General features: G+C 43.8%; 20 protein-coding genes and 1 riboswitch. Of the genes, 14 read left to right on the top strand and 6 right to left on the bottom strand.

All coding sequences use genetic code 11. From position 1 onward, the window contains the following. Positions 1–71 precede the first annotated feature (71 nt). Complete coding sequence (locus tag FHS68_RS23270) at positions 72–1,019, bottom strand: DMT family transporter (protein ID WP_229212035.1); 948 nt, start codon at positions 1,017–1,019, stop codon at positions 72–74. 30 nt (positions 1,020–1,049) lie between these two features. Further along, positions 1,050–1,249: riboswitch (cobalamin riboswitch) on the top strand. Between the two features lie 66 nt (positions 1,250–1,315). On the opposite strand from FHS68_RS23270, the gene FHS68_RS23275 reads away from it, so the two are divergent. Together FHS68_RS23275 and FHS68_RS23280 are read left to right on the top strand one after the other, a co-directional pair. Continuing rightward, the gene (locus FHS68_RS23275; protein ID WP_167275627.1) at positions 1,316–3,247 is read left to right on the top strand and encodes a TonB-dependent receptor plug domain-containing protein; all 1,932 of its coding nucleotides are present in this window, start codon (positions 1,316–1,318) and stop codon (positions 3,245–3,247) included. Between the two features lie 6 nt (positions 3,248–3,253). After that, positions 3,254–4,336 carry a YncE family protein gene (locus FHS68_RS23280; protein ID WP_167275630.1) on the top strand — a complete coding sequence of 361 codons (1,083 nt, stop codon included), beginning with the start codon at positions 3,254–3,256 and terminating at the stop codon, positions 4,334–4,336. 69 nt (positions 4,337–4,405) lie between these two features. Here FHS68_RS23280 and FHS68_RS23285 read toward each other — a convergent pair whose 3' ends face one another. From FHS68_RS23285 to FHS68_RS23305, 5 genes are all read right to left on the bottom strand, one after another. After that, complete coding sequence (locus FHS68_RS23285) at positions 4,406–5,146, bottom strand: tetratricopeptide repeat protein (RefSeq protein WP_208408408.1); 741 nt, start codon at positions 5,144–5,146, stop codon at positions 4,406–4,408. A gap of 70 nt (positions 5,147–5,216) precedes the next feature. Further along, entirely contained in the window at positions 5,217–6,554 is a 1,338-nt protein-coding gene (locus FHS68_RS23290; protein ID WP_167275632.1) for a DEAD/DEAH box helicase, read from the bottom strand. Between the two features lie 37 nt (positions 6,555–6,591). Further along, positions 6,592–7,587 (bottom strand): class 1 fructose-bisphosphatase, encoded by a 996-nt coding sequence (fbp, locus tag FHS68_RS23295; RefSeq protein ID WP_167275635.1) that lies wholly within the window; start codon positions 7,585–7,587, stop codon positions 6,592–6,594. A gap of 247 nt (positions 7,588–7,834) precedes the next feature. After that, positions 7,835–10,474, bottom strand: a complete 2,640-nt coding sequence (locus FHS68_RS23300; RefSeq protein ID WP_167275646.1) for a valine--tRNA ligase — start codon at positions 10,472–10,474, stop codon at positions 7,835–7,837. Between the two features lie 76 nt (positions 10,475–10,550). Continuing rightward, positions 10,551–12,380, bottom strand: a complete 1,830-nt coding sequence (locus FHS68_RS23305; protein ID WP_167275649.1) for a sensor histidine kinase — start codon at positions 12,378–12,380, stop codon at positions 10,551–10,553. A 169-nt stretch (positions 12,381–12,549) separates the two neighbouring features. Between FHS68_RS23305 and FHS68_RS23310 the strand changes: the two genes are divergently transcribed. The 12 genes from FHS68_RS23310 (at position 12,550) to nuoF (ending at position 26,525) form a co-directional block, all read left to right on the top strand. Beyond that, the gene (locus FHS68_RS23310; protein ID WP_167275651.1) at positions 12,550–13,356 is read left to right on the top strand and encodes a T9SS type A sorting domain-containing protein; all 807 of its coding nucleotides are present in this window, start codon (positions 12,550–12,552) and stop codon (positions 13,354–13,356) included. Between the two features lie 154 nt (positions 13,357–13,510). Further along, positions 13,511–14,092: an adenylate kinase gene (locus FHS68_RS23315; RefSeq protein ID WP_167275654.1), complete on the top strand. Its 582-nt coding sequence runs from the start codon at positions 13,511–13,513 to the stop codon at positions 14,090–14,092. Between the two features lie 23 nt (positions 14,093–14,115). Further along, positions 14,116–15,123, top strand: a complete 1,008-nt coding sequence (gene obgE, locus FHS68_RS23320) for a GTPase ObgE (protein ID WP_167275656.1) — start codon at positions 14,116–14,118, stop codon at positions 15,121–15,123. 95 nt (positions 15,124–15,218) lie between these two features. After that, entirely contained in the window at positions 15,219–18,398 is a 3,180-nt protein-coding gene (locus tag FHS68_RS23325; protein ID WP_167275658.1) for a T9SS type A sorting domain-containing protein, read from the top strand. 154 nt (positions 18,399–18,552) lie between these two features. Further along, complete coding sequence (locus FHS68_RS23330) at positions 18,553–20,709, top strand: T9SS type A sorting domain-containing protein (protein WP_167275661.1); 2,157 nt, start codon at positions 18,553–18,555, stop codon at positions 20,707–20,709. Between the two features lie 194 nt (positions 20,710–20,903). Beyond that, positions 20,904–21,278 carry an NADH-quinone oxidoreductase subunit A gene (locus FHS68_RS23335; RefSeq protein ID WP_167275664.1) on the top strand — a complete coding sequence of 125 codons (375 nt, stop codon included), beginning with the start codon at positions 20,904–20,906 and terminating at the stop codon, positions 21,276–21,278. 26 nt (positions 21,279–21,304) lie between these two features. Then, positions 21,305–21,847, top strand: a complete 543-nt coding sequence (locus FHS68_RS23340) for an NADH-quinone oxidoreductase subunit B (RefSeq protein ID WP_167275666.1) — start codon at positions 21,305–21,307, stop codon at positions 21,845–21,847. A gap of 6 nt (positions 21,848–21,853) precedes the next feature. Further along, on the top strand, positions 21,854–22,354 hold the full coding sequence (locus FHS68_RS23345; RefSeq protein ID WP_167275669.1) for an NADH-quinone oxidoreductase subunit C: 501 nt from the start codon (positions 21,854–21,856) through the stop codon (positions 22,352–22,354). Between the two features lie 12 nt (positions 22,355–22,366). After that, the gene (gene nuoD / locus FHS68_RS23350; protein WP_167275672.1) at positions 22,367–23,593 is read left to right on the top strand and encodes an NADH dehydrogenase (quinone) subunit D; all 1,227 of its coding nucleotides are present in this window, start codon (positions 22,367–22,369) and stop codon (positions 23,591–23,593) included. A 27-nt stretch (positions 23,594–23,620) separates the two neighbouring features. Continuing rightward, positions 23,621–24,118, top strand: coding sequence for an NADH-quinone oxidoreductase subunit NuoE family protein (locus FHS68_RS23355; RefSeq protein ID WP_167275675.1), 498 nt, complete (start codon positions 23,621–23,623; stop codon positions 24,116–24,118). Positions 24,119–24,142: 24 nt separating this feature from the next. Next, positions 24,143–25,162, top strand: a complete 1,020-nt coding sequence (locus FHS68_RS23360; RefSeq protein ID WP_167275677.1) for a phytanoyl-CoA dioxygenase family protein — start codon at positions 24,143–24,145, stop codon at positions 25,160–25,162. 22 nt (positions 25,163–25,184) lie between these two features. Beyond that, positions 25,185–26,525 (top strand): NADH-quinone oxidoreductase subunit NuoF, encoded by a 1,341-nt coding sequence (nuoF, locus tag FHS68_RS23365; protein WP_167275680.1) that lies wholly within the window; start codon positions 25,185–25,187, stop codon positions 26,523–26,525. The last annotated feature ends 54 nt before the right edge of the window (positions 26,526–26,579 follow it).

The following is a 26,579-nucleotide window of genomic DNA, read 5'->3' on the forward strand; positions in this document are numbered from 1 at the left end:
AAATTACGAAGAAAATAATTGTACCTCATTAAAACGCCGAATACATCTACATTTGGCAATTGCCGACAGCGTTAATGCTTCTTTTTTGCAAACGAAATCATAATCCCACCCGCAACAATCAGCGACATTCCGATCAGCATGGAAACTGAGGGATACGACTCTCCCATGAAAAACCCGATCAGTACCGAAAAAAGGATATTGGAATAACCAATTGCTGCCACCCTGCCGGCTTTATCATATGTAAAAGATTGAGTCAGCATTTTTTGTCCCATTAACGCGGTAAGGCCTAATGCAAGAAAGCCAGCCCATTGTACGGGATTTTCAGGCCATCTAAAAGTCCCGATCAGAAAGTCGAGGTGCTCCATTGGATAATAAGTCCCGACCAACATAGATACAATTGGCAGTAAAATCCCGCTGAGCATAAATGAAAGTATGATCGCCCTGGTATCATATACAACTCCTAATTGCCTGATCGACAAATAAGATAGCGCGGTTAATAAAGCATTACCCAAACCCAATGCATTATCACGGAGGGAAATCGAGAGGTCGGGACGGAACACAAACAAAATTCCTGCAAATCCAATAAAAATAGCTATCCACTCACCGGAATTCAATGTTTCTCCGATCAAAAGCCAGGAAAATAAAGCGAGAAAAATAGGATAGGTATATTGGTAAGTAGAAGCTCTTCCAAGTCCCAGGGTTTGAATGGCATAAAAAAGCATGTAAAGCGATAATGTACCTACGACCCCTCGGAAAATCAGCAATCCAAGTTTGCCACCTTCCTGTCTGAGCGGCCGCCTCCAAATGCTGGAAACCACAAATACGACCCCAACGATATTCCTGAAAAATACGAGCTGAACAATGTGAAATTCGCTGCCCAACCATTTCGAAATTGCAGAAGTTAAAGAAAAGAAAAAGGCCGCACCGAGCATTAAATAGATGCCTTTCTGAGAAGAATTGGTGGAGAGAGTTTCGGAAACGGCAGCCAACAAATTGAGTTTTGCCCAAAGATAACGCATATCCGATAGAGTCAAAAATCAATTCAATTCTCTACCTTTACGGCGTTTGGTGCCAAAAACTGTTTCAAATAGTTTAAAGGCTTAATAGGGAATTCCGTTGAACCGGAAGCTGTCCCCGCAACTGTGAGTCTGTAAAATTGACCCGATCTTCTTAGCCACTGTTTCACGTAAACGGGAAGGCACGGGATCAAAAGACGAGCCAGGAGACCTGCCAGAATGTTCAATCTGATTGTTTTCGGAGGAAAAACAATGGGTTATCAGCATTTCATTTTAAGACCCAGGTGATCATCGACCGGATGTTTGTTATTATTTTTTGCGCTGGGACGGGGCTTTTCCTGTCTTGTAATGTCTGTGCGCAGCAAGATACCATTCGCCTGGAACCGGTGATTGTAAGAGGATTTGTACCTGAAAAATTCATGAGCGGCCTGAAAATCCAGCAAATTGATTCGGCTACATTAACCCAGTTCCAATTTCAGAATATCAGCAGCTTGTTGTCACTGTACACGCCGATCGCATTCAAGAATTATGGCCCTGGCCAATTGAATACAGCATCATTCAGAGGGACTTCGGCAAGCCATGCCGCGGTTTTATGGAATGGATTAAACATTAATTCGCCTTCTCTGGGACAAACCGATTTTTCTACTATTCCATTGATTGGCTTCGACAAACTTTCTATTCAATACGGCTCCGCTGCCAGTGTGGTTGGTACCGACGCAGTGGGGGGAAGTATTTTGTTGGAAAGTATGTCGCCGAGTGAGGGCTTAAATGTTTCAATAGGCAGGCAACAGGAAAGCTTTAATAACCATCAAACACAGGTTTCAGCGCGTTATGGCATATCACGCAACGATAACTGGAAGTTTTCCGGAAAAACCAGTGCGTACGACGGGCGGATGAAGAATCACTTCCCCTATTCCGAAAGAAGAAATTATACGTTATTGGGTTCAGAGACATTACAGCGCGGATTGGTCCAGGACTTGTTTTTTGAATCTAAAAATGACCAGGAAATATCAGCGCACATCTGGCTTACCCGTAATAAACTTATATTGACACCTAACGATCTTGCCGGACGTGAGCTAACATTGACAGAGGCTTATCGCACCATGCTGCGTTACCGGATCAAAGACCTGACAGTCCGGACTGCATGGGTGCGGGATATTATTGATTTTGCCAAAGGGGATCTCACAAATCCGGACCATGCAGTTACAGATAAAGTCTCAAATCGCGTTGAAAAGGATTTTCAATGGAATTTTAGTCAGTCGGGGAGTAATGTGCAAATAAAGGCTGGCGCAGAATGGACGCATTATCGGGCGCAGATTGCGGGTTATGAAAAAGCGCTTATCACAGAAAACCGTGGGGATTTTTTCATACTAACACGCTGGCAAGCGAAGGCGCATTTATTGATTTCCGCAAATCTGCGGCAAGCACTGATTACCGGTTTCAATCCCCCTTTTACACCTTCAATCGGAGCCGAATATCAATTATTTCAAAAAACAGATTACTCGTTAAAACTCCGCGGCTCCTACTCCCGAAGTTACCGTGCACCGACATTGAATGAACGCTACTGGAATGAATTGGGAAATCCTGATATCCGGCCTGAAACCGGCTGGAACAAGGAAATTGGATTGGAACAACATTATCAATTAAACGCCAGCCAGTTTTTCACCACTTCTTTGACAGCTTACCATAACCGCATTAAAGACTGGACTTACTGGAATCCATCAAAAAGTTATCATGTCGAAAATTTACAACAGGTTTTGGCAAGAGGAGTTGAGTTGCAAATGGCCTGGCGCAACGATTTCAGGTTATGGAAATCAGGCTTGAACTTTGGATATGCTCTTAATAAAAGTGTCCAGGAAAAGGCTTACGACGCTTATTCATCAGACATTATCGGGAAACAGTTGGTTTTTGTACCCATACATTCCGCGAACCTGAATGCCTTTTTGCAATACAAAAATACCCGGATTACCGGCCAGGTTCAGTCTATCAGCAAGCGGTTCAGCACATTTGATAATTCACAATTTTTAAACGGCTATTCCTTGGCCAATTTACTGGCTGAGACAACCATTAACTGGCATAAAACCTCCATACGGATCCGGGGACAGGTTAATAATATTGCAAATACGTTTTACTTGAATGTCCGGAACAATGCAATGCCGGGAAGGAGCTATGCGCTGAGTATGGTTTTGAGCTATCGTTCCCAGGCATCAAAAAGATTTTTACCAAAATAAATAAACATGAAAAACCAACTAACCAGATTATCAGCAGCAGTATTCGTTTCCCTTGTCGTATGGTCTTGTAATCAGAGTGATCCTGCTCCAAAAGGTGATTTTGTCAGCGGCGTTTTTGTGATTAATGAAGGCAATTTTTCTCAAAACAATGGCGCGATATCATATCTTACTAGAGAACAGAGTACTGCCGAAGCGGATATTTTCTCAAAGGTTAACAATACTGCATTGAAAGGTGGCGTACAAGGTTATGCGTTTACAGGAGATAAGGGCCTGATATTGATAGATAATTCAGCTGCCGGACTGGATAAAATTGAATTCGTCAACGCCAATACATTCACAACAGAAGGCAGCATTGGCACACCAGATATTGAAAACCCGCGTGAGATTGTAACAGTTGGAGCTAATAAAGCATATGTTTCTTGCTGGGGCGCAAATTCCAATTATGATTACAAAACCGGATACGTTGCGGTAATTGATCTGGCGACCAGGAAGGTCACCAAGAAGATTGACATTGCAAGCGGGCCGGAAAATCTTGTTTATAGTAATGGAAAGCTTTTTGTTGGGACTGTTTCCTATGGAGGTGGCAAATCATTGACGGTCATCAATACTTCAACAGATGAGATATTAAAAACCATCGTGCTGGACGACGCAGTTACGCCGATTGGAGTTGATGCTAATGGAAAATTATGGGCGGGTGCTGGATTGAAAGCCTTAAAGATCAATGCTGATACGTATGTGACGGAGACCACACTACCCATTGGGTCTGACGCTTCTAAATCAGCCGGGAATTTCGTTTTCAGTTCTGATTTGAAAACGGTGTTTTTCATACTTTCTTACTTTGATGCGAACTACGTAAGTCATGGTGAGACCTACAAATTTGCTATCACCGATTCTCAGGTTAATGTAAGTACTCCGGTGATTAAAAGGGTTTTCTCAGGATTGTCAGTTGATCCGCAACAAGGGTTGATCTATGCTGCGGTAACCCCGTCTTATGCACAGGCCGGTTACGCAATTCGTTACCGGGCAGACGGAAGCCTGGTGGATTCCATCAAGGTGAGTGTGGCACCTACCGGTTTTGTTTTTAAGTAATACCAAGAAAAAAGAGCCTTCCGAAAAATTCGGAAGGCTCTTTTTTCTTATACCTAAAACCTTGAAAAACTATTTGAAAAACCCCTGAGGGTCAGGCATTTTTGCTTTTAACAACTCTACAAAATCGAGGTTAAGCTGAGAAAAATCAAGTGATCTCCCTTTGTGCAAATGCTCCCAGGACTTATCGAGCTCGTTCAGGTTATAATGTAACAATGCGAGATTATACTGGCCTAAGGCGTAAGTAGAATCTATTCCCGTCGCCTGTTTTAGCAATTCACCTGCCTCATCCAATTCCTCCTTGCGACTTGTGATTGCATATAATTTAAGATCAACCGTGGAAAGATCCACTAATAATGGAACATTCTCACTTTGCAGACCTATTCCTTTTGTTAGCATTCGCTTTGCATCAACCCAATTTTCCCTTTGGTAAGATACTACACCAAGCCCCCAGTAAGCTTCCACATTTTTATCATTTAACAGGTGCGACAGGTTGAAGCGATAACAAGCTGTATCCAGAGAACCTTCCTGCAAATATTCCCAGGCACGGGCAGCAAAAAAACTGCTGGCTTCGGTACGGCTTGAAAATGATTTATCACATTCGCTAAGAAATTTGATTTCTTCATCGATCTGTTCTGAGGTCTTGCTGATCTCTCCGAACAGTGGAAGTATACGTCTTTCTTTTAATTCGAGCGGCTTCTTTGAGGTGACGTTTGTATCCGAATTTGGACCGGCGCTCGCAAGATGAGTATTTTGAGCCAGGCCAATTGCGGGTATTAAAATAGTAAGCCAAATAACAACAAAATCTTTCATAAATGACTTAAAATAGAGAAACTGGTTTTCTATTGTCCAAGTTAAACGGTTTTATTTGAATACTATTGCATTATTTCCTTTTACTTCTGGCTGCTACGCCGCGGCGGTTTTGACGTCCTTTGGCAACCACTTTTGGGTCGGGTCGGTATATCTTTTTCTTCTCATGAAATGCTCCCAGAAAAGTAGGATCTTCCCTCCTTTTTTGATTGTCAATTTCTTTCAACATGTCCTGGCGCTCGCTAACGGGCGTATCTGCAATTTCCATATCCTCCGGCAACTCCTTTCTCGGAATTTCCATCCGGATCATATTTTCGATCTTTGCGATGTGATATTCATCGGCAACAGTCATGAATGTGATGGCCTGGCCAATGTTATTTGCCCTGCCGGTACGGCCGATGCGGTGCACGTAATCTTCATAGATAAGTGGCACATCAAAATTGATCACATGACTTACTTCGGTGATGTCAATTCCTCTGGCAACTACGTCAGTTGCTACCATAACCCGCACACCGCCAGCCCTGAAATCCTCCATGGCATTGATCCTGGTATTCTGTCCTTTATTTGCATGAATTACGCGCAATTCATCTTCCCGGATCACATTGCCGAGTAAATTTTGATGGACTAATCCCGCTACTTCGCGGCTTCTGGTAAAGATCAGCACGCGCTTAAAAACTTCCCTATCTTTTAGTAGGGACGTCAGCAGATTGATTTTTGACCTGAAATTAGGAACCTCATAAAGTACCTGCGAGACCATTTCAGCGGTGGTCGCTTGTGGGGTTACTTCAATTCGCGTAGGAAATTCGAGGAACTCGTGCGATAGCCTTTCCACTTTTTCCGAAAATGTCGCCGAGAAAAGCATGTTTTGTCTTTTACTAGGGATAATTTCGAGGAGCTTGCGAATCTGCGGCATAAAACCCATATCCATCATTTTATCCGCCTCATCCAGGACCATTACATTGAGATGCTTCACAATGACCTCTTCCTGAAAATAAAGATCCATAAAACGACCAGGTGTAGCGACAATAATGTCCACGCCTTTCCGGATCGCTTCAATTTGTGTTTTGGGACCTACACCGCCATAGAGAACAACAGTCCGTATGTCGGTATACTTGCTAAGCTGGTTGATTGCTTCGGAAATCTGCATGGCCAGCTCGCGCGTTGGGGCCATGATTAATGCCCGGGCATGTTCTCCCTGAGCAAACTTAATCCGCATTAATAACGGCAAAGTGTAGGCAGCCGTTTTTCCGGTCCCCGTTTGGGCGATGCCTAAGATATCCTGTCCTGCCAGTGCTAATGGTATTGCTTGTTCCTGTATCGGGGTCGGTTCGGTATAACCCGCTTCTTCAATTGCATTGAGTAACTGACGGTTAAGCTTGAACTGTTCAAAATTGGTTTGCGTGGTTTGCATGGCGCAAAGGTACGAAAACTAAAACAGCAGGCCGTCCCTACAACTTGATAACATCCTTAACCATCTCGGCTGAGCCAATATAAATTGGGGAGCGTTGGTGAAAGGAGTCGGGTATAATGTCCAGAATATTTCCAAAACCGTCACTCGCCTTTCCTCCTGATTTCTCGGCAATGAATGCCAGGGGATAGCATTCATAAAGTAAGCGCAATTTGCCTTTTGGGTCTGTTTTGGTTGAAGGATACAGGTAAACCCCGCCTTTAAGCAGGTTACGATGAAAATCGCCCACTAGCGAGCCAATGTACCTTCCGCTATAACTTTTCGACTTGCAATGTGAAATATAATTTTTTACAAATGGAGGGTAGCTGTTATAATGACCTTCATTCACCGAATAAATGTTTCCGTGGGCCGGAGAGCATATATTTTTGTGGGATAAAATGAATTCACCTAATGAATGATCATAAGTAAAGCCATTAACCCCATCACCCGTGGAATAAACCAGCATGGTCGAGGATCCGTACAATATGTAGCCTGCGGCAATCTGCTTTCTACCACCCTGCAGGAAGTCTGCCATTGACGCGGGTTCGCTGATGAGGGTTACCCGCCTATAAATTGAAAAAATGGTGCCGATGGAAACATTCACATCAATGTTGGAAGAGCCGTCAAGCGGGTCCATGGCTACCACATACTTTCCATGATTGTTACCTGTATGAATGATGTCCTCATCTTCCTCCGATAAAATCGCACACACTTCGCCCCCATTTTTCAATGCGCGGATGAAACGGATATTGGCAACGATATCCAGTTTCTGCTGATTTTCACCCTGCACGTTTTCGGTACCATTGGCACCAGCTATGTCCACAAGTCCAGCCCTGTTGATTTCCCGGTTAATGATCTTGCCAGCCAGTGCAATATCACGCAGTAATTGTGATAGTTCACCAGTGGCATAGGGAAATGCACTCTGGCTGTGCATGATAAACCGGTCGAGTGTAACACCAACGGGCAACGCAAGTTCCTGGGCTGTTCTGACATTCATGGCGCGATGTGATTATGTTTGAATAATGAAATTTACACCTTCATTTAGTACAATTCCAAACATTGGTATCTAATAAATTTTTTTAATAACTAATATAACTATATCTCAACTTAATAATTTTTTTATCCTAAGGGTGAACAAGTTAACAATTCGTCACATTGTACTTTTTTATTTTCCTCACCTGATAAAAAAGAAAAAAGCACAGGATGGTTTCCGGTGCTTTTTTCCTTATGCTAAAACAATTATTCTACCCCAATCTCACCAATGCATCCTTCAAAGTCTCAATCTTAGCCTCTGCATCTGCCAGTTTCTGACGTTCTTTTTCAACAACATCACCTTTCGCGTTCTGGACAAAACGTTCATTGGAAAGCTTTTTCAAAACTGATTCCAAGAAGCCCTGTGTATATATCAGCTCTTTTTCCAGATTCTCCTTTTCAGATTCAACGTCCAGCTCATCCAGCAGGTTTACAAAAAACTCATCCGATTTTACCCGAAATGAATTTCCTTCACCTTCTTCGGTCACATAGCTAATGCTTTCTACATTGGCCAGCTTACTGATGAGCGGTTCAAGATTTTGGTAACGTTCTTTTGTCTCCGTCCTGATCGCGAGTGGCAATGCTATCTTAGGACTGATGCTTTTTGCATTGCGCAGGTTACGAATGGAAGATACCAGTTCAAAAAGGATTTCAAAATCATTCAATATTGCCGGATCACTATCTTTTGCCGGAGGGAAATGGGCGATACAGATAGAATCATTTGCTTTCCGCTCAATTATATTTTGCCAGATTTCTTCTGTTATAAATGGCATGAACGGATGCAATAAACGCATCATCCGGTCGAAGAAATCCAAAGTGGAATCGTACGTCGCAAGATCAATCGGCAGCTCGAAGCCAGGCTTGATCATTTCCAGGTATTGTGCGCAAAAATCATCCCACAACAACTTATAAACTGAATTCAAAGCGTCAGAAATGCGGAATTTGGAAAAATGATCGTGCACTTCCGCCAATGTTACATTGAGCTTACTCTCAAACCATTGAACCGCAATCGCTGAACCTTCGGGTTGCGGTATTTCGCTGTCCACGGTCCAGCCTTTAACCAATCTGAAAGCATTCCATATTTTGTTTCCAAAATTCCGGCCTTGTTCAACCAATTTCTCATCATAAGGCAAATCATTTCCTGCCTGAGAACTGAAAAGCATGCCGGTACGGATACTATCAGCTCCAAATTGATCAATTAGGTCAATCGGATCAGGTGAATTACCAAGCGATTTTGACATTTTTCTCCCCTGCTTATCCCGCACGATTCCAGTCAGATACACATTTTTGAATGGGTAAGTCCCTCTGTATTCGTAGCCGGCAATGATCATCCGCGCTACCCAGAAAAATAGGATTTCAGGTGCAGTTACCAGATCATTCGTAGGATAGTAGTACTTAATATCTTCATTATCAGGCTCTTTAATCCCATTAAATACCGATATCGGCCAAAGCCATGCCGAAAACCAGGTATCGAAGACATCCGGATCCTGGGTGATATCCTCTTCTGTCAATGCAAAAAGCTGGTATTCGTGCTGCGCTTTATGTAATGCTTCTCTCTTGGACTTGGCGATAATCATCGTTCCGTCATTGAGATAATAGGCAGGAATGCGGTGTCCCCACCAAAGCTGGCGGCTGATATTCCAATCCCGGACATTCTCCATCCAATGACGGTATGTATTTTTGAATTTCGGAGGCAAGAGCTGCACTGTATCATTCATTACATTCTCGAACGCCGGTTTGCTGATTTTTGCCATTTTGAGAAACCATTGCTCCGAGAGTCTGGGCTCGATCACCGAGTTCGTCCGCTCGGAATGTCCAACATTGGATTTGTATTCCTCTGTTTTAATCAGGTTGCCTGATTCTTCAAGCAGTTTTATAATTTTTTTGCGGGCCGCAAAACGATCTTCACCGATCAGGATCTGAGCTTTGTCATTTAATGTCCCATCCTCATTAAGAAGGTCAATAGTGGGCAGGTTATGCCTTTTGCCCAATTCATAATCATTAGTATCATGGGCAGGCGTCACTTTAAGGCAGCCCGTCCCAAACTCCATTTCCACATAATCATCGGCAATGATAGGTATTGCGCGGTTAATCAAAGGAATAGAAACCTGCCTGCCGACTAGATGCTGATATCGTTCATCATTAGGATTCACGCAAATCGCAACATCCGCCATGATCGTCTCCGGTCGCGTCGTTGCAATGATGATCCCTTCCTCCATCCCTTCTCCATTCTCCCCAACAAGCGGATATTTAAGATAAACCAGCTTCTGGTTCACCTCTTTCATAATCACTTCTTCGTCCGAAACCGTTGTGCGCGCCTGCGGGTCCCAGTTCACCATGCGGTGGCCGCGGTAAATATGTCCTTTACTATATAGGTCAATAAATACATCGATTACGGAATCATAAAGATCCGGTTCCATAGTAAAGCGGGTCCGATCCCAATCGCAGGACGCACCCAGTTTACGAAGCTGTTTAAGGATGATGCCGCCGTATTTATGTGTCCATTCCCAGCAATATTCTAGAAATTCTTCGCGGGTAATGTCCCTCTTGTTGATCCCGCGCTCTTTGAGCATAGCTACCACTTTGGCTTCCGTAGCAATTGATGCATGATCGGTACCGGGTACCCAGCAAGCTTCCTTGCCCTCCATGCGTGCCTTCCGTACGAGAATATCCTGGATGGAATTGTTAAGCATATGGCCCATATGCAAAACACCGGTAACATTGGGGGGAGGTATTACGATGGTGTAAGGCTCTTTATCCGGATTTGGTTTGGACTGAAAAAACTTGTTGTCCATCCAGTAAGCATACCATTTATCCTCTATCTCCTGAGGGGCATATGTTTTGGAAATCATTGTAGTCGGAAATTTACTTTAACCTGCGACAGGCTATCTTAAAAAGACGGCAAGTTAGGCTTTGCAGCGGAAAGTTCTAAACTAATTGTTCCGCTTTGCGGATCGGCAGCCAAGCGGTAAATGTGCTTCCTTCGCCGGGTTTACTTTGTACAGTAACCGTTCCCTGATGGGCTTCGACCATTTTTTTAACATAGCTTAGCCCTAATCCAAATCCTTTCACATCATGTACATTTCCGGTAGGCACGCGATAAAATGTGTCGAATATGCGTTGCTGCTGATCACGGCTCATCCCAATCCCTTTGTCCGCAATGGATATAGCAATGCCGTCATTTTCATTCCGGGTACGGATTGTCAAATGCAGTTTCTCTGGTGAGTATTTGATCGCATTGTCGATCAGGTTGTTAAGAATGTTGGATATATGTACCTCATCTGCCGAAACGATCTCATCAATCGCCTCAAATTCAAGTTCGACCTCGCCTTCTTTCTGCTCTATCTGTACGCTCTGTCCATTCAATGCATTGCCTATCAGATCGTGAACATTGGCATCGCTTATTTTCAATTTGACATGACCTTTATCCAATAGCGCCATTTGAAGTACTTTTTCAACATGCGTTCCCAATCGTTTATTTTCTTCCCGAATGATCCCCAGGTAACGGTTTAGCCTTACTCCAGCATTGGCATGCCCAAATGATGCTGAATTTTCCTGCGACATTTCCGCCGCCAATGCAATGGTAGAGATAGGGGTTTTAAATTCGTGCGTCATATTATTAATGAAGTCGTTTTTAATATCCGACAATTTTTTCTGACGCAAGATGGTCGTAACTGCCATGTAAAAACAAGTCATGATGACCAGGATTAATATCCCGGACCCGCCAAACATTACACCCATATTACTCAGAATGTAACGCTGCTGATCGGGGAAATATACGTAAAGTGAGTTCTGTGAATTGACTGTTTCACTGGGGAAAAGAGATGCTTTATATGATCTCTCCTCCCAATCCCGCGTTTTCAAGCTTACCGTCGAAAAAATAAGGCTGTCATCGGACTGGCCTCTTACTGCAAATTCATAAGGCAGCGCAATACCATTCTGAACAAGCTCCTTTTTCAATAATGTATCCAGCAAAAAACGGTTAACGCGCTGTTCAATAGGCCTTTTGGTATAAACAAAATCCTTCATCACCTCTTTTAGGAGCTCCGCCCTATCCAATTCGGCAACATTGGTCAGGCCTTTGGACCGTCGATTGCCCTTGCTTTTTTCAGGGTACGCCACTTTACGATTTGCAGTGTTTCGGGAAACCGAGTCTTTTACACTCTTTTCACCATAACGTCCATTTTTGGCCGTCGGCTGCTCTTCCATGCTTTTCATTGCATCCCCCAATCGTCTTTCTTCCTCCAGCCGTCGACGCATAAATTCATCAATCCCAGCCAGGCCATATTGCTGAGCCTGGAAAAATTCTTCCATAATCTGCTGCTGATGGTCGACCATGACCCGAAAATTGGGGCTTAATACGTCTGTCGGTACCGCTTCTGTGATAATCTGATAATGTATTTCTTCCCCATTTGGGCCGATAGCGATTTCAAGTTTGGGCTTATAACGCGAAGATGGTTCGCGAGACGGCTGCGGTTTCGTAGGAGTTACGCGCTTAAAAGGCATGTTCCGGAGTTGTGTAATCCGATCTAATTTACTTTTCTGTTGTTCAGTTTCGATCCTTCTCTGCAACAGGTACATCATTTCCTGCTTTTCCAGTCGATGTACCACTTCCTGAACCGATTCGGATACTTTTTGATTGAACTGGTCATTCCGGATCGCAATGGCTTCGCGGATCCAATACCATTGAAAACCGATCAGCCCGATCAGCGCGAGGCACATCAGGCCAACTATTATTTGTATTTTCCTTTTGGTCATAAATTTTAATTTCTCCGGTGCAACTCCGCTCCCCTTATCACCGACATTCTTGTTGATAACAAATTTAACGCATGCGACCAGCGGGATTGTGTTTTTAACATAATTTAACAGCGGTCAGAATACGCTTCTGATAATTTTGTAAATCGTTCAAACATAACCAAATGCACCTATGAAATCTGTTTTCTTTTCAAAAATGATCATGTCAATGCTGCTCGCCACCGCCGCAGTTTTCATCCAGCCAGTACTCGCCCAATCTGATAAGCAGACCAAATCTGATGATAAGACCAATAAGTCAAATATCCGGATCAGGGTGACAGAAGAAACGGATGGGAATGTGAAAAATGTTGAGAGAAGTTACCGGATGGACGCCATGTCCGATAAAGAGCGGGATGAGTTTGTTCAAAAAGTCCTGGATTCGCTAGGAGTGGATAAGAATAAAAAACAAGCTATCTCGATTACCGTGGACGACGACGACGATAATGATGTGATTGCCAAGAAAAGAAAAAAAGTAATTATCGACCATCGGGATGACCGCGAACCAATGGCCTTTCATTGGGACAATGATTTCTCATATGATTTCGACTCCGAGAAGTTCAAAAGCCATATGAAAAACTTTGAAAAGGAGTTCAGACCAAGGGCCAAAGTGTTTATGAAGGATATGGAAAATTTCGGTGACCGTATGGGGGATTTTTGGGAAAAAGAATTGATAAAACCCGCAAATGTGCACGCGCTGAATGCCTATTCCAACAATCCGGATAATGGAATGCTGAATTTAAGATTCAGTGTTCCCGAGAAAGGTGACGTCACCATTTCCGTTACTGATACAAAGGGAAGAGAAGTTGGGAAGAAAGAAATTAAAGATTTTGAAGGCGAATTTGTAGGTCAGATTGAACTTAAGAAAAACACAAAAGGAACATTATTTGTCACCGTAGTGCAAAATGAAGATGGTACCGTTAAGCGGGTCGTCATCCCCTGATTAAAATGAATTTTTTTATCAAATCCCCTTATTTAGAAATAGTAAGGGGATTTTTTATTGGAAAATTTGTGGGAACAATTAGGCTGACATTTGGTAAGAATTGTAAATTTGCCGAAAATCACCTTCTACTGCGACATCAATTTCCAGAGCTACTATGCTGAATCTTATACTGTTTGGTCCTCCCGGTGCCGGGAAAGGAACCCAAAGTCAAAAAATTATTGCCAAATATAATCTGATCCACCTTTCAACCGGAGATCTTCTCCGTTCCGAAATTCAGGCAGGATCCGAATTGGGGCTAAGGGCCAAAACATTGATGGATCAAGGAATATTAGTTCCGGATGAGGTGGTAATCGGAATGATCAATAATAAGCTTAGAGAGCATAGGAATGCGGCAGGCTTTATTTTTGACGGCTTCCCAAGAACTGTTAAACAGTCAGAAGCATTGGACGAACTGCTTGCCAGCTATAATGAAAGTATTTCAGTAATGATCGCCCTTGTAGTGGATGACAACGAGTTATCGGCCCGTCTTTTGAAAAGAGGAGAGACTTCCGGACGCCCGGATGATCAGAACGAAGCGTTGATCAGCAAAAGGATTCAGGAATATAATAGTAAAACCAAACCGGTGGCTGACTATTACCGGGCACAGGAAAAGTTTGTAGCCATTGATGGTATTGGAGAAATTGAATTTATATTCGGGGAGATCTCGACAACAATTTCGCGGTTTACCTTCGCATAATTTGAATTCTCACTATACGACACATGGCTTCTTCAAACTTTATAGATTACGTTAAAATTAATGCCCGCTCCGGCGCCGGAGGCCCGGGTGCACTTCATTTCAGACGAGAAAAACATGTTGAGAAGGGCGGTCCGGATGGTGGTGACGGAGGCAGGGGTGGACATGTGATTTTAAAAGGCAGCAGTCAGCTCTGGACGCTTCTTCACTTAAAGTATACCAAGCATATCAAGGCATTCGACGGCAAGGGCGGTGAGGGCGGCCGTCGCAGCGGCTCTATTGGAAAAGACATCATCCTGGAAGTACCGCTCGGCACCATTGCAAAGAACAGCGAAACGGGCGATCAGCTTTTCGAGATAACGGAAGAAGGACAGGAAGTGATTCTGCTGAGAGGAGGTCGCGGAGGAATGGGTAATGATCATTTCAAATCCGCCACCAATCAAACCCCGCAACATGCGCAACCAGGTGAACCAGGCCTGGAAGAGTGGATTATCCTCGAATTGAAAGTGCTCGCTGACGTAGGGCTGGTAGGTTTCCCGAATGCTGGAAAATCTACATTATTATCTGCTGTCTCCGCAGCCCGCCCGGAAATTGCAGACTATCCCTTCACAACATTGGTCCCTAATCTGGGAGTTGTTTCATATAGAGATTATAAATCTTTCGTGATGGCCGATATTCCCGGGATCATTGAGGGAGCCTCACAAGGCAAAGGTTTGGGCCTTCGTTTTTTGAGGCATATCGAGCGAAATTCCATTCTGCTTTTCATGGTTCCAGCTGATAGTGAGGACATTAAGGCTGAATACGAGACGTTGATACAAGAACTCAAAACATACAATCCCGCACTTTTGGATAAAAACCGAATTTTGGCGATTTCTAAAATTGATGTGCTGTCTGACTCAGAACGTAGTATATTACAAAGTCAACTCCCGGACACTATTCCTAGCACATTCATTTCTGCAATAACTCAAGAAGGAATTGAACGATTAAAAGATATGATATGGGAGCAGATTAATTCTACGTTTCCCGTAAGCTAATCTTGATTTCCGTAAAATAATATTTTCTTGAAACAGGCAACCATTTGATGCATATTGTGTGTCCGAGAAGTTACGTTGAAGAATCTTTGCTCTCTATGAAACACTATCTACCATACTTACTTTGGGTAGTTTTAAGCATTTCCACATTTGAATCCTTTGGACAGATTGAATCCTTTGGAAAGATTAACATCAGTTTTCCATCTGATAGGGCTGTCTTTCAACGTGATAAGAACGATTCTGCTACTATTTACATTGCAGGAAGCTATACCGAAGCGATAGATCGCGTCGAAGCGAAATTGAACGTCTTGAACGGTGGTGCCAACGTCGATTGGATGACAATCGAGAATAATCCGCAAGGAGGGTTTTTCTCTTCCAGTATCAATGCCAAGGGCGGATGGTACACACTGCAGGTCCGTGCATGGAAAGGCGACCGATTAATAGATACCAAAGAAGTGTCTCGCGTCGGTGTTGGGGAAGTTTTTTTGATTGCAGGACAATCCAATGGCCAGGGCTTTCATAACCTCGGCGCTCAGGGAGCTTCTGATGACAGGGTTAGCAGCATCGATCACAGTAATATCATTTCTCCGGATAATCTCCCACAATATCCACGCTTTGCACACATCGACGCCGAGTCGAACATTTCTCCCAGAGGAGAGTCTGCCTGGTGCTGGGGTAGGCTCGGGGATCAGCTTGTCAATAAACTTGGCGTGCCTGTTTTATTTTACAATATCGCCTGGACAGGCACTGCGGTGAGGGCATGGCGCCAGAGTATCAATGGAATTGGCTGGTCTGTGTTCGCACCCATTCCTTTTGAGCCTTTCGGCATGCCTTATGGGAATCTCAGAAATGTAATACAAAAGTATACACCGGTCACAGGATTGAGAGGGATATTATGGTTACAAGGGGAAGCAGATAATTTTGTTGACACCGACACTGAAAGTTACTTCAATGATCTGCGAACTGTTATTGAAACAAGCCGCAATGAATCCGGAAAAAACATATCCTGGGTCGTTTCTATCACCTCGTTTGATAATTTACATGGCACGGATTCCCGGATAACTGATGGGCAGCAACGGGTAATCAATAATGTGCCAAATGTATTTCAAGGGCCAAATACCGATCTGATCCAAATTCCGAGGATCGATGGTGAGGGCGTTCATTTTATGAATGAGGGTCTAACCCAGCTGGGAGATGCATGGGCTGAACAACTTAATGATGATTTCTTTGCGAGGTCAGAGCCTTTTCAGGGAGTTAGTCCATTGAAGATTTCCGTGAACTGTGCTGGTAATGGCAATCTTAACTTGAAGGCCGACAACGTTGGGCTCTCATCGTTCAGCTGGAGTAATGGACAATCTTCCAATTCAATACAGGTTGGAAACGGGACATTTAGCGTTTCTGCAAGAGACAACAGGGGCAATTTTATCTTTTCCCCCGAAATCAAAGTCACAGAAAATATTCAGCCAAACCAGCCTACTATCTCGCTGGAAGGAAGTAACCCAGTATGTCTTGGAAATACAGCAACACTGGTGTCGAATACTTCCGAAAATATTAGATGGAGTACTGGATTTACAGGAGACCGCCTTCCGGTAACCGCTGGTGGTGACTATTTCGCTACTACCAGAAACATATATGGCTGCGAATCGACCTCAGACAAAATCACCGTAAAGGTATTGAACTCTCCGCTGCCTGATAAACCGAAAATTACGGCTTCGGGTGCACTTACCTTTTGTGATGGCGGGGAAGTTAATCTGACATCTGATTCGAAAGTCAAGAATATATGGTCAAATGGAGCTAATACTTCTGCTATTAGTATCAAATCATCAGGTGAGTTCAGAGTCAGAGCACTTGATGATGTTGGCTGCTATTCCCCAGAGTCGGATGCTGTAACTGTGAAAGTTAATACATTGCCTCAAAAACCAGTTATCGCATTGAGCGGATCAACTGAGTTTTGTGCAGGCGAAAATGTTACGCTCACCTCCAATTACGATACAGGGAATATTTGGAGCAATGCGGCGGTTACCAAGTCCATTTCCGCGACAACAACAGGAAGATTTAGGCTGAAACAAAGAGATGCGAACGGATGCGAATCCACATCGGACGAAGTTTCGGTTAAAGTGAATCCTTTGCCCCCAACTCCCGCAATTACAGCCCTGCGGCCTACAACTTTCTGTTTGCGCGATTACACCACTTTGCAAAGCAGCGAGGCATTCTCCTATGTGTGGAGCAACGGTTCCACCGATCGCGAAATTGAGATCAGGGCATCCGGTAACTTTACAATCGCTTCCAAAGACGCAAATGGATGTGTTTCGCCCGTTTCGCCTGTTGTGCAGGTAGTGGCGAACCCGCTACCCGTTAAACCAACAATCACAGCCGACGGGCCAGTTGTTTTTTGTGCGGACTTAAGTGTGAATCTTCAGTCCTCAACTGCCATAGGATTTTTATGGAGTAACGGCGCATCTACTCAAACGCTCAAAGTCACAACGGGAGGAACGTTTTCAGTTCAGACCATCAATGAGTTCCAATGCTATTCTGATCCAAGTAATAAAATCATAACTGAAACGCTAACATTGCCGCCGGCACCGACTGTAAAGGCATCAAGTGCAACCACTTTTTGTGATGGAGACACGGTGACCTTGCTGGCTAGCAGGGGAAGTATCTTTTTCTGGAATAATGGTGAAGAAGGTCCCTCAATACAAGTAAGTGAATCCGGCAGTTATTCGGCACGTGTTAAAGATGATAAGGGTTGCTATTCACTGTACTCGCCAGAAATACCCATCGATGTAAAACCTTCTCCAAGCACGCCTACGATCAAACCAGTTGGGACTTACTCCCTGTTAGCTGAAAATAATCTAAGTTCCGGTTTCCATGTCTGGAAATACAATGATTTGAACCTTGCGGATACAACCTCTATTATCAAGGCCGTCCGGTCAGGATCTTACATGGCCAGCAATACAATTGTTTACAGCGCTACACTTACCTGTTATTCTGAATTTTCAGAACCTTTTATATTCAGACTTGATACGACCACTCCTGGGTTTGTAGTTTATCCGAATCCTAATGCTACCGGCAGAATGACCATTGAGACACTCCAAAATGTCAATAATGCCGAGATCCAAGTCATTGACAGTCGTGGTATTATCCATAAAACCTATAATGTCAGAAGATTTGACAGTCAACAGGTTTTTAGCCTTTCAGGGTTGCCAAGCGGAATATATATCGTTCGTATCCACTCCGTTTCATTCACTGCCACGCAAAAGCTCATTATTGTGCAGTAGATAAATGCTATTTGAAGCAGCTAATCAAAAAAACCAAATAGTGCTATTTTAGCAAAATAATCTTTTACATTTGTGACCGTTTTGCAATCGAGATATTCCGAATCAAACCCCTAGCACTCAGGTCATAAAAAACTTTACTTGTATCAGTATCCCAATGCGTTATAGAATTCTTCTTCCGGTAGTGGCAAAGGCGCTGCTGTTGATATGTTTTATCTCATCAACAGTATTTGCACAAATCAAAATTACCTCCCCTGTTTTCCAGGCTGTATATCAACGGGATCTGGCCGGCCAGCGAGAAATTACAGTGTCCGGCACATTCTCTGTGCCGATGGACAAAATTGAAATCAGAGCAGTTCCTGTAATTCAGGGTCAAGGTATAGACATCCCTTGGCAACCGCTGCAAAATGCCCCGAAAGGCGGCGTTTTTTCGGGAAATATTACTCTTTTGGGAGGCTGGTATACGATTGAGATTCGCGCCGTTTTAGACGGAAAAATCGTTGGTCGTGACGTTCTTTCCCGCTTAGGCGTAGGTGAAGTTTTCATCATTGCAGGTCAGTCAAATGCACAGGGTTTGAGAGCTTACCCGGGCCCGTCTGCTAAGGACCCCAGGGTTATGTATATTTCAAACTACAACAATGACACATACGATCGTCTCACCGATCCAACTCCTCCGGTTTTTGAAAACATCAATGAAAATTTAGGCATTATGTCGCCAAGAGGCCAGTCTGCCTGGTGCTGGGGACTTGTTGGCGATGAGCTTGTTGCAAAATTAAATGTCCCCGTTTTATTTATCAATACAGCCTGGGAAGGAACTGCGGTTGAGAACTGGGCTGTAAGTGCAAAGGGACTACCGACAAAAAATAAATACGGTGGCTTCGTGTATCCTCCCGAAATGCCATATGGCAATTTGAGAATTGCCGCTAGAAATTATGGCAATCAATACGGAATAAGGGCTATTTTATGGATGCAGGGCGAGGCAGATGCGTTGTTCAAAACATCCGCCTTATCATATAGAGAAAACCTGCAATTCATTATGAACCGCCTGGGGCTGGAAACTGGGGGAAAAAGGATAACGTGGGTCATTGCCCGCACATCCCGGACTTCGGCAGGGGCTAATGTAGCTTCCAGCATTAATCCTGTTATCGTTGCAGCTCAAAATGCTGTTTTGGACACGCCATTCAACCCAACATATCCAGGTCCTGAAACCGACCCATTAGTGCCCAATCGCGGTGACGGCACGCACTTCGTAGGGAAGTCACCAGCTGATAGAGAAGGGACATTGGCTGCGCTTAAAATTTTAGCCAATGCATGGAATGAGACATTAGGTGCCAACTTCTTTTCGACTGTTCCTCCTATGTCCCCAGCTGCCGTGCCAACAATAAGCGCCGCTTGTGTTACCGAAAATGATGCAATTACAATTACACTTCCCACTGGTTTTGCTTCCTACGAATGGAATACGGGCGACAAGAGCAACAGTATTAAGGTTTCGGCAGCCGGTACCTACCGTGCAACAATAAAGGATGATGCAGGTAATTCGGTGCTAAGTTCAGTTGTCGTGCTAGAAAATGGCGCAAAACCAGTTCAGCCAAGCATTCTTCAGCAGGGCCAGCAACAGGCATGCGCTGATTCCGCTTTCCAATTTTCGGTGTCCGAAGGAAATGACATATATAGTTGGTACAAGCAAGGTTCAAATGCCGTGATCGCGACCGGAGCTACTGCAAGAATCAAAGAAAGTGGGAATTACTTTGTGAAAGGCCAGAATATCTTTGGATGTGTCTCCGAAAATTCTTCCACCTCAAATTTGATTGTCAGACAAAAAATATCCAAACCAGTTATTGAGGCTTCGGGGCCATTCAGCATCACTGCCAACATTAGCGAGACAGGATTAAACGAGAAATTTTTATGGAGAAGGCCCGGATACGAGTCGGACACGACGGCTGATATTGTCAAGATCCTGAAAACAGGTACCTATTCTACAAAAGCGAAAGTTGAATTTATAATCGGTGATAACAATGTTTTGGCATGTTACTCCGATACGACGTCCCATGATTTCAAAACCAATGAAGAAAACGAGGTGGTGATTTACCCTAATCCAAGTCAGGGAAATTTTGTTTACATAGAATCCAGGGATAATATTAGTGACGCCGTAATTACCATCTTTGATGTTTATGGCCGGGTTGTCAACACCTTAACTGCCAAAATACTTAACAGCCGCCTCCAGATCAATGTCGGATATCTTTCAACGGGAAAATACATCATACGGGTTACCGGGCAAGGGCAAAGCCTAACTAAGCAAATTATAATCCGATAAATATTCTTTCTTCGTTTTTTTATAAATAAGCCCCGGCCATCCGGGGCTTATTTAGTATCATCCTAATTAAACAAAAGAAAAACTAAAGAATTTGATTGATAAATTTGCAAAGGCTAATTTTGAGATACGAGAAGAATGCGCCTGTTAAAGACTTTTTACGGGTTGGCTTCCCAAGATTTTACTAGCGTCGAGCAATGAAAAGCACTTATCTTCCTTCTGACTATCTACCCATTTTAGTTCAATTTTTACTTGCAGCCGGTTTCATTGGTGGAACGATGATTGTAACCCATTTAATCGGGCCGAGCAGGAAGAGCAAACTAAAAGACGATCCATTCGAATGTGGTATTGAATCCGTTGGTGACGCCCGGACGCCCATCTCTGTCAAATATTTCTTGGTAGCAATCCTGTTTGTTTTGTTTGATGTTGAGGTGATTTTCATGTATCCCTGGGCAGTCAATTTTAAGGGGTTAGGAATGTTTGGTTTCGTTGAGATGTTACTGTTTATGGCTTTACTCTTGTCCGGTTTTTATTATGTTATCCGCAAAGGGGTGTTGAACTGGGAAGAGTAAGCTCAAACATTGAAACACGAAAAATTATGAAAGAAGTAACGATTGTGGAGTCCCCGCAGGGGCATAGCGGATCTGGTTTTTTTGCGACTTCATTTGATGAAGCAATTGGTTTGGCCCGTAGTTATTCCTTATGGCCTTTGCCTTTTGCTACCTCCTGCTGTGGGATTGAATTCATGGCAACAATGGGATCACATTACGATATTTCACGTTTCGGATCTGAGCGTCCTAGCTTTTCGCCCCGTCAGGCTGATTTGCTGATGGTGATGGGCACAATAGCAAAAAAAATGGCGCCGATTGTAAAACAGGTTTACCTTCAAATGGCAGAACCGCGCTGGGTTATGGCGGTAGGTGCATGCGCTTCAAGCGGCGGAATTTTTGATACTTACAGTGTTTTGCAAGGTATTGACAGAATTATTCCCGTTGATGTGTACGTCCCAGGATGTCCGCCAAGGCCTGAACAGATTATAGACGGTCTTATGCAGGTACAGTATCTGGCTCAAAATGAAAAACTACGCCGTCGTAATACCGACGAGTATTCGGCATTACTGGCATCCTATAACATTCAATAACCAAATATGCTAGGCAATCAGGAAGTAGCAGAAGCACTTTTAGAGAAATTTGGTGATCAGGTATTTGACTTTGAAGAACCATACGGACTTCTGACGCTTTCGACAAATCGTGGAGAAATCATTTCGCTTCTTGAATTCCTAAGGGATCATAAAACTTATCAGGTCATGTTCCTGACCGATTTGACGGGAATTCATTACCCAGACGCTCAGGACAAAGAATTTATGGTTGTTTATCATCTCCATAGTTTTATTCACAATTTCCGAATTAGGGTGAAAGTGTCTATTGCAGAAGCAGATATCCATATTCCTACGGCTACCGGCCTTTTTGCCTGCGCAAACTGGATGGAACGCGAGACCTATGATTTTTATGGAATTTTGTTTGACGGACATCCAAATCTCACACGCATCCTGAATATTGAAGAGATGGACTATTTTCCAATGCGCAAGGAATATGCATTGGAAGATGCTACTCGTGAAGACAAAATTGACGCACTCTTTGGCCGATAATTACAGAGCAACATGGCAGATATTGAATTATTACCGCATAATGTTCCCTCTAAAACCGAGTTGCCCGAACTGGTTGAAGAACTGACCACCCTTAATCTCGGCCCGACTCACCCCGCAACTCACGGTGTTTTTCAAAATATCCTTAAAATGGATGGAGAAAAGATCGTGTCTGGCGAGCAAACCATCGGATATATTCATCGTGCTTTTGAAAAAATCGCTGAGAGAAGGCCTTTTTATCAAATCACTACCCTCACGGACCGCATGAACTATTGCTCCTCTCCAATCAACAATCTGGGATGGCATATGACGGTGGAGAAATTGCTGGGAGTGGAAATTCCAAAGCGCGCGCAATACATTCGCGTGATCATGATGGAACTTGCGCGTATTACCGATCACCTAATCTGCAATAGCATTCTTGGCGTCGATACCGGAGCATTCACAGGCTTTTTGTATGTAATGCAAAAACGCGAAGAGGTTTACGAAATATATGAAGAGGTTTGTGGTGCAAGGCTTACCACCAATATGGGACGCCTGGGTGGCATGGAGAGAGACCTTTCCAGTACTGCTATTCGCAAAATCCATGAGTTCATCAAGTCCTTTCCACCCGTTTTACGTGAGCTGGAAAAATTGCTCAACCGCAACCGCATTTTTATGGACAGAACCATTAATGTGGGGCCTATTTCCTTAGAGCGGGCATTATCTTATGGTTTTACTGGCCCAAATCTTCGCGCTGCCGGGCTGGATTATGACGTCCGGGTGATGAATCCATATTCTTCATATGAGGATTTTGATTTTATAATTCCAGTTGGCCAGAATGGTGATACTTATGACCGATATATGGTTCGCAATGAAGAAATGTGGCAAAGTTTGAAAATTGTGGAGCAGGCTGTCAACAATCTTCCGGAAGGCCCCTATTATGCCGATGCACCAGAATACTATTTGCCTCCTAAACAGGAGGTATACCAAAATATGGAAGCGCTGATCTACCATTTTAAAATTGTGATGGGTGAAATTGATGCGCCGATCGGTGAAGTTTATCATGCGGTAGAAGGAGGAAATGGAGAATTAGGCTTTTATTTGATCAGCGATGGCGGACGGGCCCCCTACCGCCTGCACTTTCGCAGACCAAGCTTTATTTATTACCAGGCTTATCCTGAAATGTGTAAGGGGAGCACGCTGTCCGACGCAATTTTAACCATGAGCAGCCTGAATGTAATTGCGGGTGAACTCGACGCATAAGTTTGATTTAAAGATTCAATCTAAGAAATGACCGAAACACCAAATCTGGTAGTGTTCACTCCTGAACGACTGGAGAAAGTAAATAAAATTGTCGCACGTTATCCGGAAGGCCGCCAGAAATCGGCCCTTTTACCCGTTTTACATGTGGCTCAGGAACAATGGGGTTGGCTGAGCAGCGAGGTCATGGATTACGTTGCAGGCATTTTAAGCATTGAACCTGTTGAGGTATACGAAGTGGCTTCTTTCTACACCATGTATCACCTGGATCCGGTTGGAAAACATGTCATTGAATATTGCAGGACAGGCCCGTGCTGCTTGATGGGCGGCGAGGATGTTTATGGTTATTTGAAACAAAGATTGGGAATCCAAGTGGGTCAGACGACACCAGATGGACTTTTCACTTTGAAAGAGGTGGAGTGCCTTGCTGCTTGTGGCTGGGGCCCTGTTTTTCAAATCCGGGAAAAGTATTATATGAATTTGACGAATCAAAAAGTGGATGAAATAATCAGTGATTTGAGTATATAGCTTTACACCTAAATCCCCAACCCTATGCGCCTGAGATCGATTGCCAGGAAATATTATAATTTCATCAAATACAATCTGGGTAATCCTCAACTGGAATTTGACTACTCCACTTTGCCGTGGATCGATCATGATAATGCTGATATCGATGCATTTGTCTCGAAGTTTCCTGTAAGCGCTGACTACCCTTACAACCTGAAAGAAAAGCTCGAATTCTGGAAAAAGAATGGATATGTAATTTTCCAAAAAGCGGTCCTTGAGGAACAAATCGATGCCTTATGGAACGAGTTTGACGAAACTATGGATAACCATGAAAAGTATGATATGACCGCGCTGATTGAGGGGTATAATAACACGAGGGATATCGCAATCAAGAAAGTACCAAAGGAAATTCTTAAAGGCATTGATACAAGGGTGAATGAATACCACAGCGCTTCGGTGTTGGCAAAAAAGGTGATAACCCATCCTTATATTACCACTTTTGTTAAAGCAGTTTTCGACGCACCGGTAGTGGTTTACCAGACCCTGGTTTTCAGATATGGGAGCCAACAGGATACGCACCAGGATTTTCCCTGGGTAACGCCCAAAATTCCGAGCCATCTTACCGCATCCTGGATCGCGCTTGAAGATATCAGCCCGGACTCCGGTCCGCTTTATTATTTTCCGGGATCTCATAAGATCCGGAAATTCAATTTCGGGACCGGGATATTATATCGTCACGGGGAATCCGTTTTTGGCCCTAAACTTTTTGGAAAATATCTGGACTGGAAATGCAAAAAAGAAGGACTGACAAAACAAGCGCTCTGCATCAAAAAGGGCGATGTCCTGATCTGGCATTCGGCGCTGGTCCATGGCGGACTTCAGATCGCAAACCCGGAACTCACCAGAAAGTCATTGGTATGCCATTATACAACAACTAATGCATATCCAGCCCATAAATGGAAGCGGGATGAAGCTCCTACAATTTCTTATTATAACGACATCGCGGTGTATGCCAATCCTCTCCTGAGAGAAGAGGAAGACAGCATTGTAATGGAAAAAGCGTAAAAGCGAATCGAGCTTAATTGGTATGGCTAAAAAAATATTGACAGAATACATCAACGTCCCAGGCATCGAAACCTTCGACGCTTATAGGAAACAAGGAGGCTACACTGCCGCTGAGAAGGCATTGAAAACCATGACACCGGATGAGGTTGTCGAGGAAGCAAAAAAGTCGGGTGTGAGAGGACGAGGAGGTGCTGGTTTTCCAATGGGTATGAAATGGGGGTTTCTGGCTAAACCGGAAGGCGTTCCGCGCTACCTGGTTTGCAATGCAGATGAATCAGAGCCTGGTACATTCAAGGACCATTACCTAATGAAATCTATTCCTCATTTGTTGATCGAGGGAATGATCATTGGCAGCTACGCCTTGGGTGCCAAAAAATCTTTCATATATGTTCGCGGCGAGCTGATGTACGTGATCCATATCCTGGAAAAAGCGATCGCGGAAGCTACTGCACAAGGTTTTCTTGGTAAAAATATTCTGGGCACCGGTTATGATCTTGAACTGGTTGTTCAGCCAGGAGGAGGTGCATACATCTGCGGCGAAGAAACTGCGTTACTTGAATCTCTGGAAGGCAAGAGAGGAAATCCAAGAAATAAGCCGCCTTTTCCTGCTGTAAAAGGACTTTATCAAAGCCCTACCGTTGTGAATAATGTGGAATCCATCGCTAATATGCCTTGGATTATTAACAATGGTAGCGATGCCTATGCTGCAATTGGAATTGGTAGAAGTACAGGTACCAAACTCATTTCTGCCTCCGGGCACATTCAAAAACCAGGCGTTTACGAAATTGAGCTAGGCGTGAGTGTAGAGGAATTTCTTAACTCAGACGAATATTGCGGCGGAGTAAGAAAAGGCCATCACCTGAAAGCATTGGTAGCAGGAGGTTCATCCGTTCCGATTTTACCAGCCAACCTGATCATGAAAACGGCAAACGGCGAAGACCGTTTAATGAGCTATGAATCTCTTTCCGATGGCGGTTTCGCAACAGGTACTATGCTGGGGTCAGGCGGATTTATTGTTTTTGACGAAACAGCTTGTATAGTAAGAAATACCTGGAATTTCGCTCGTTTTTATCACCACGAATCCTGCGGCCAATGCAGTCCTTGCCGTGAAGGAACAGGCTGGATGGAAAAAGTGCTGCATCGCATCGAACATGGTCATGGCAGTATGCACGATGTAGATTTGCTGGTGGATATCTCTAAAAAAATAGAAGGAAATACCATTTGTCCGTTGGGAGATGCTGCTGCCTGGCCAGTGGCCAGTGCAATTCGCCATTTCAGGGATGAATTCATCTGGCATATAACAAACCCTTATGAGGCTTCACAGCCAGGGGCCGTATACCAGGGAGAAATGGCGCTGGTCTAATGGAGATAAATAAGATACTGGTTTGGATCAAGGAAAAATGTTTGTTGATAGCTT

Origin of the sequence: Dyadobacter arcticus, from assembly GCF_011762185.1 — a bacterium.
GTDB classification, from domain to species: Bacteria; Bacteroidota; Bacteroidia; order Cytophagales; family Spirosomataceae; genus Dyadobacter; species Dyadobacter arcticus.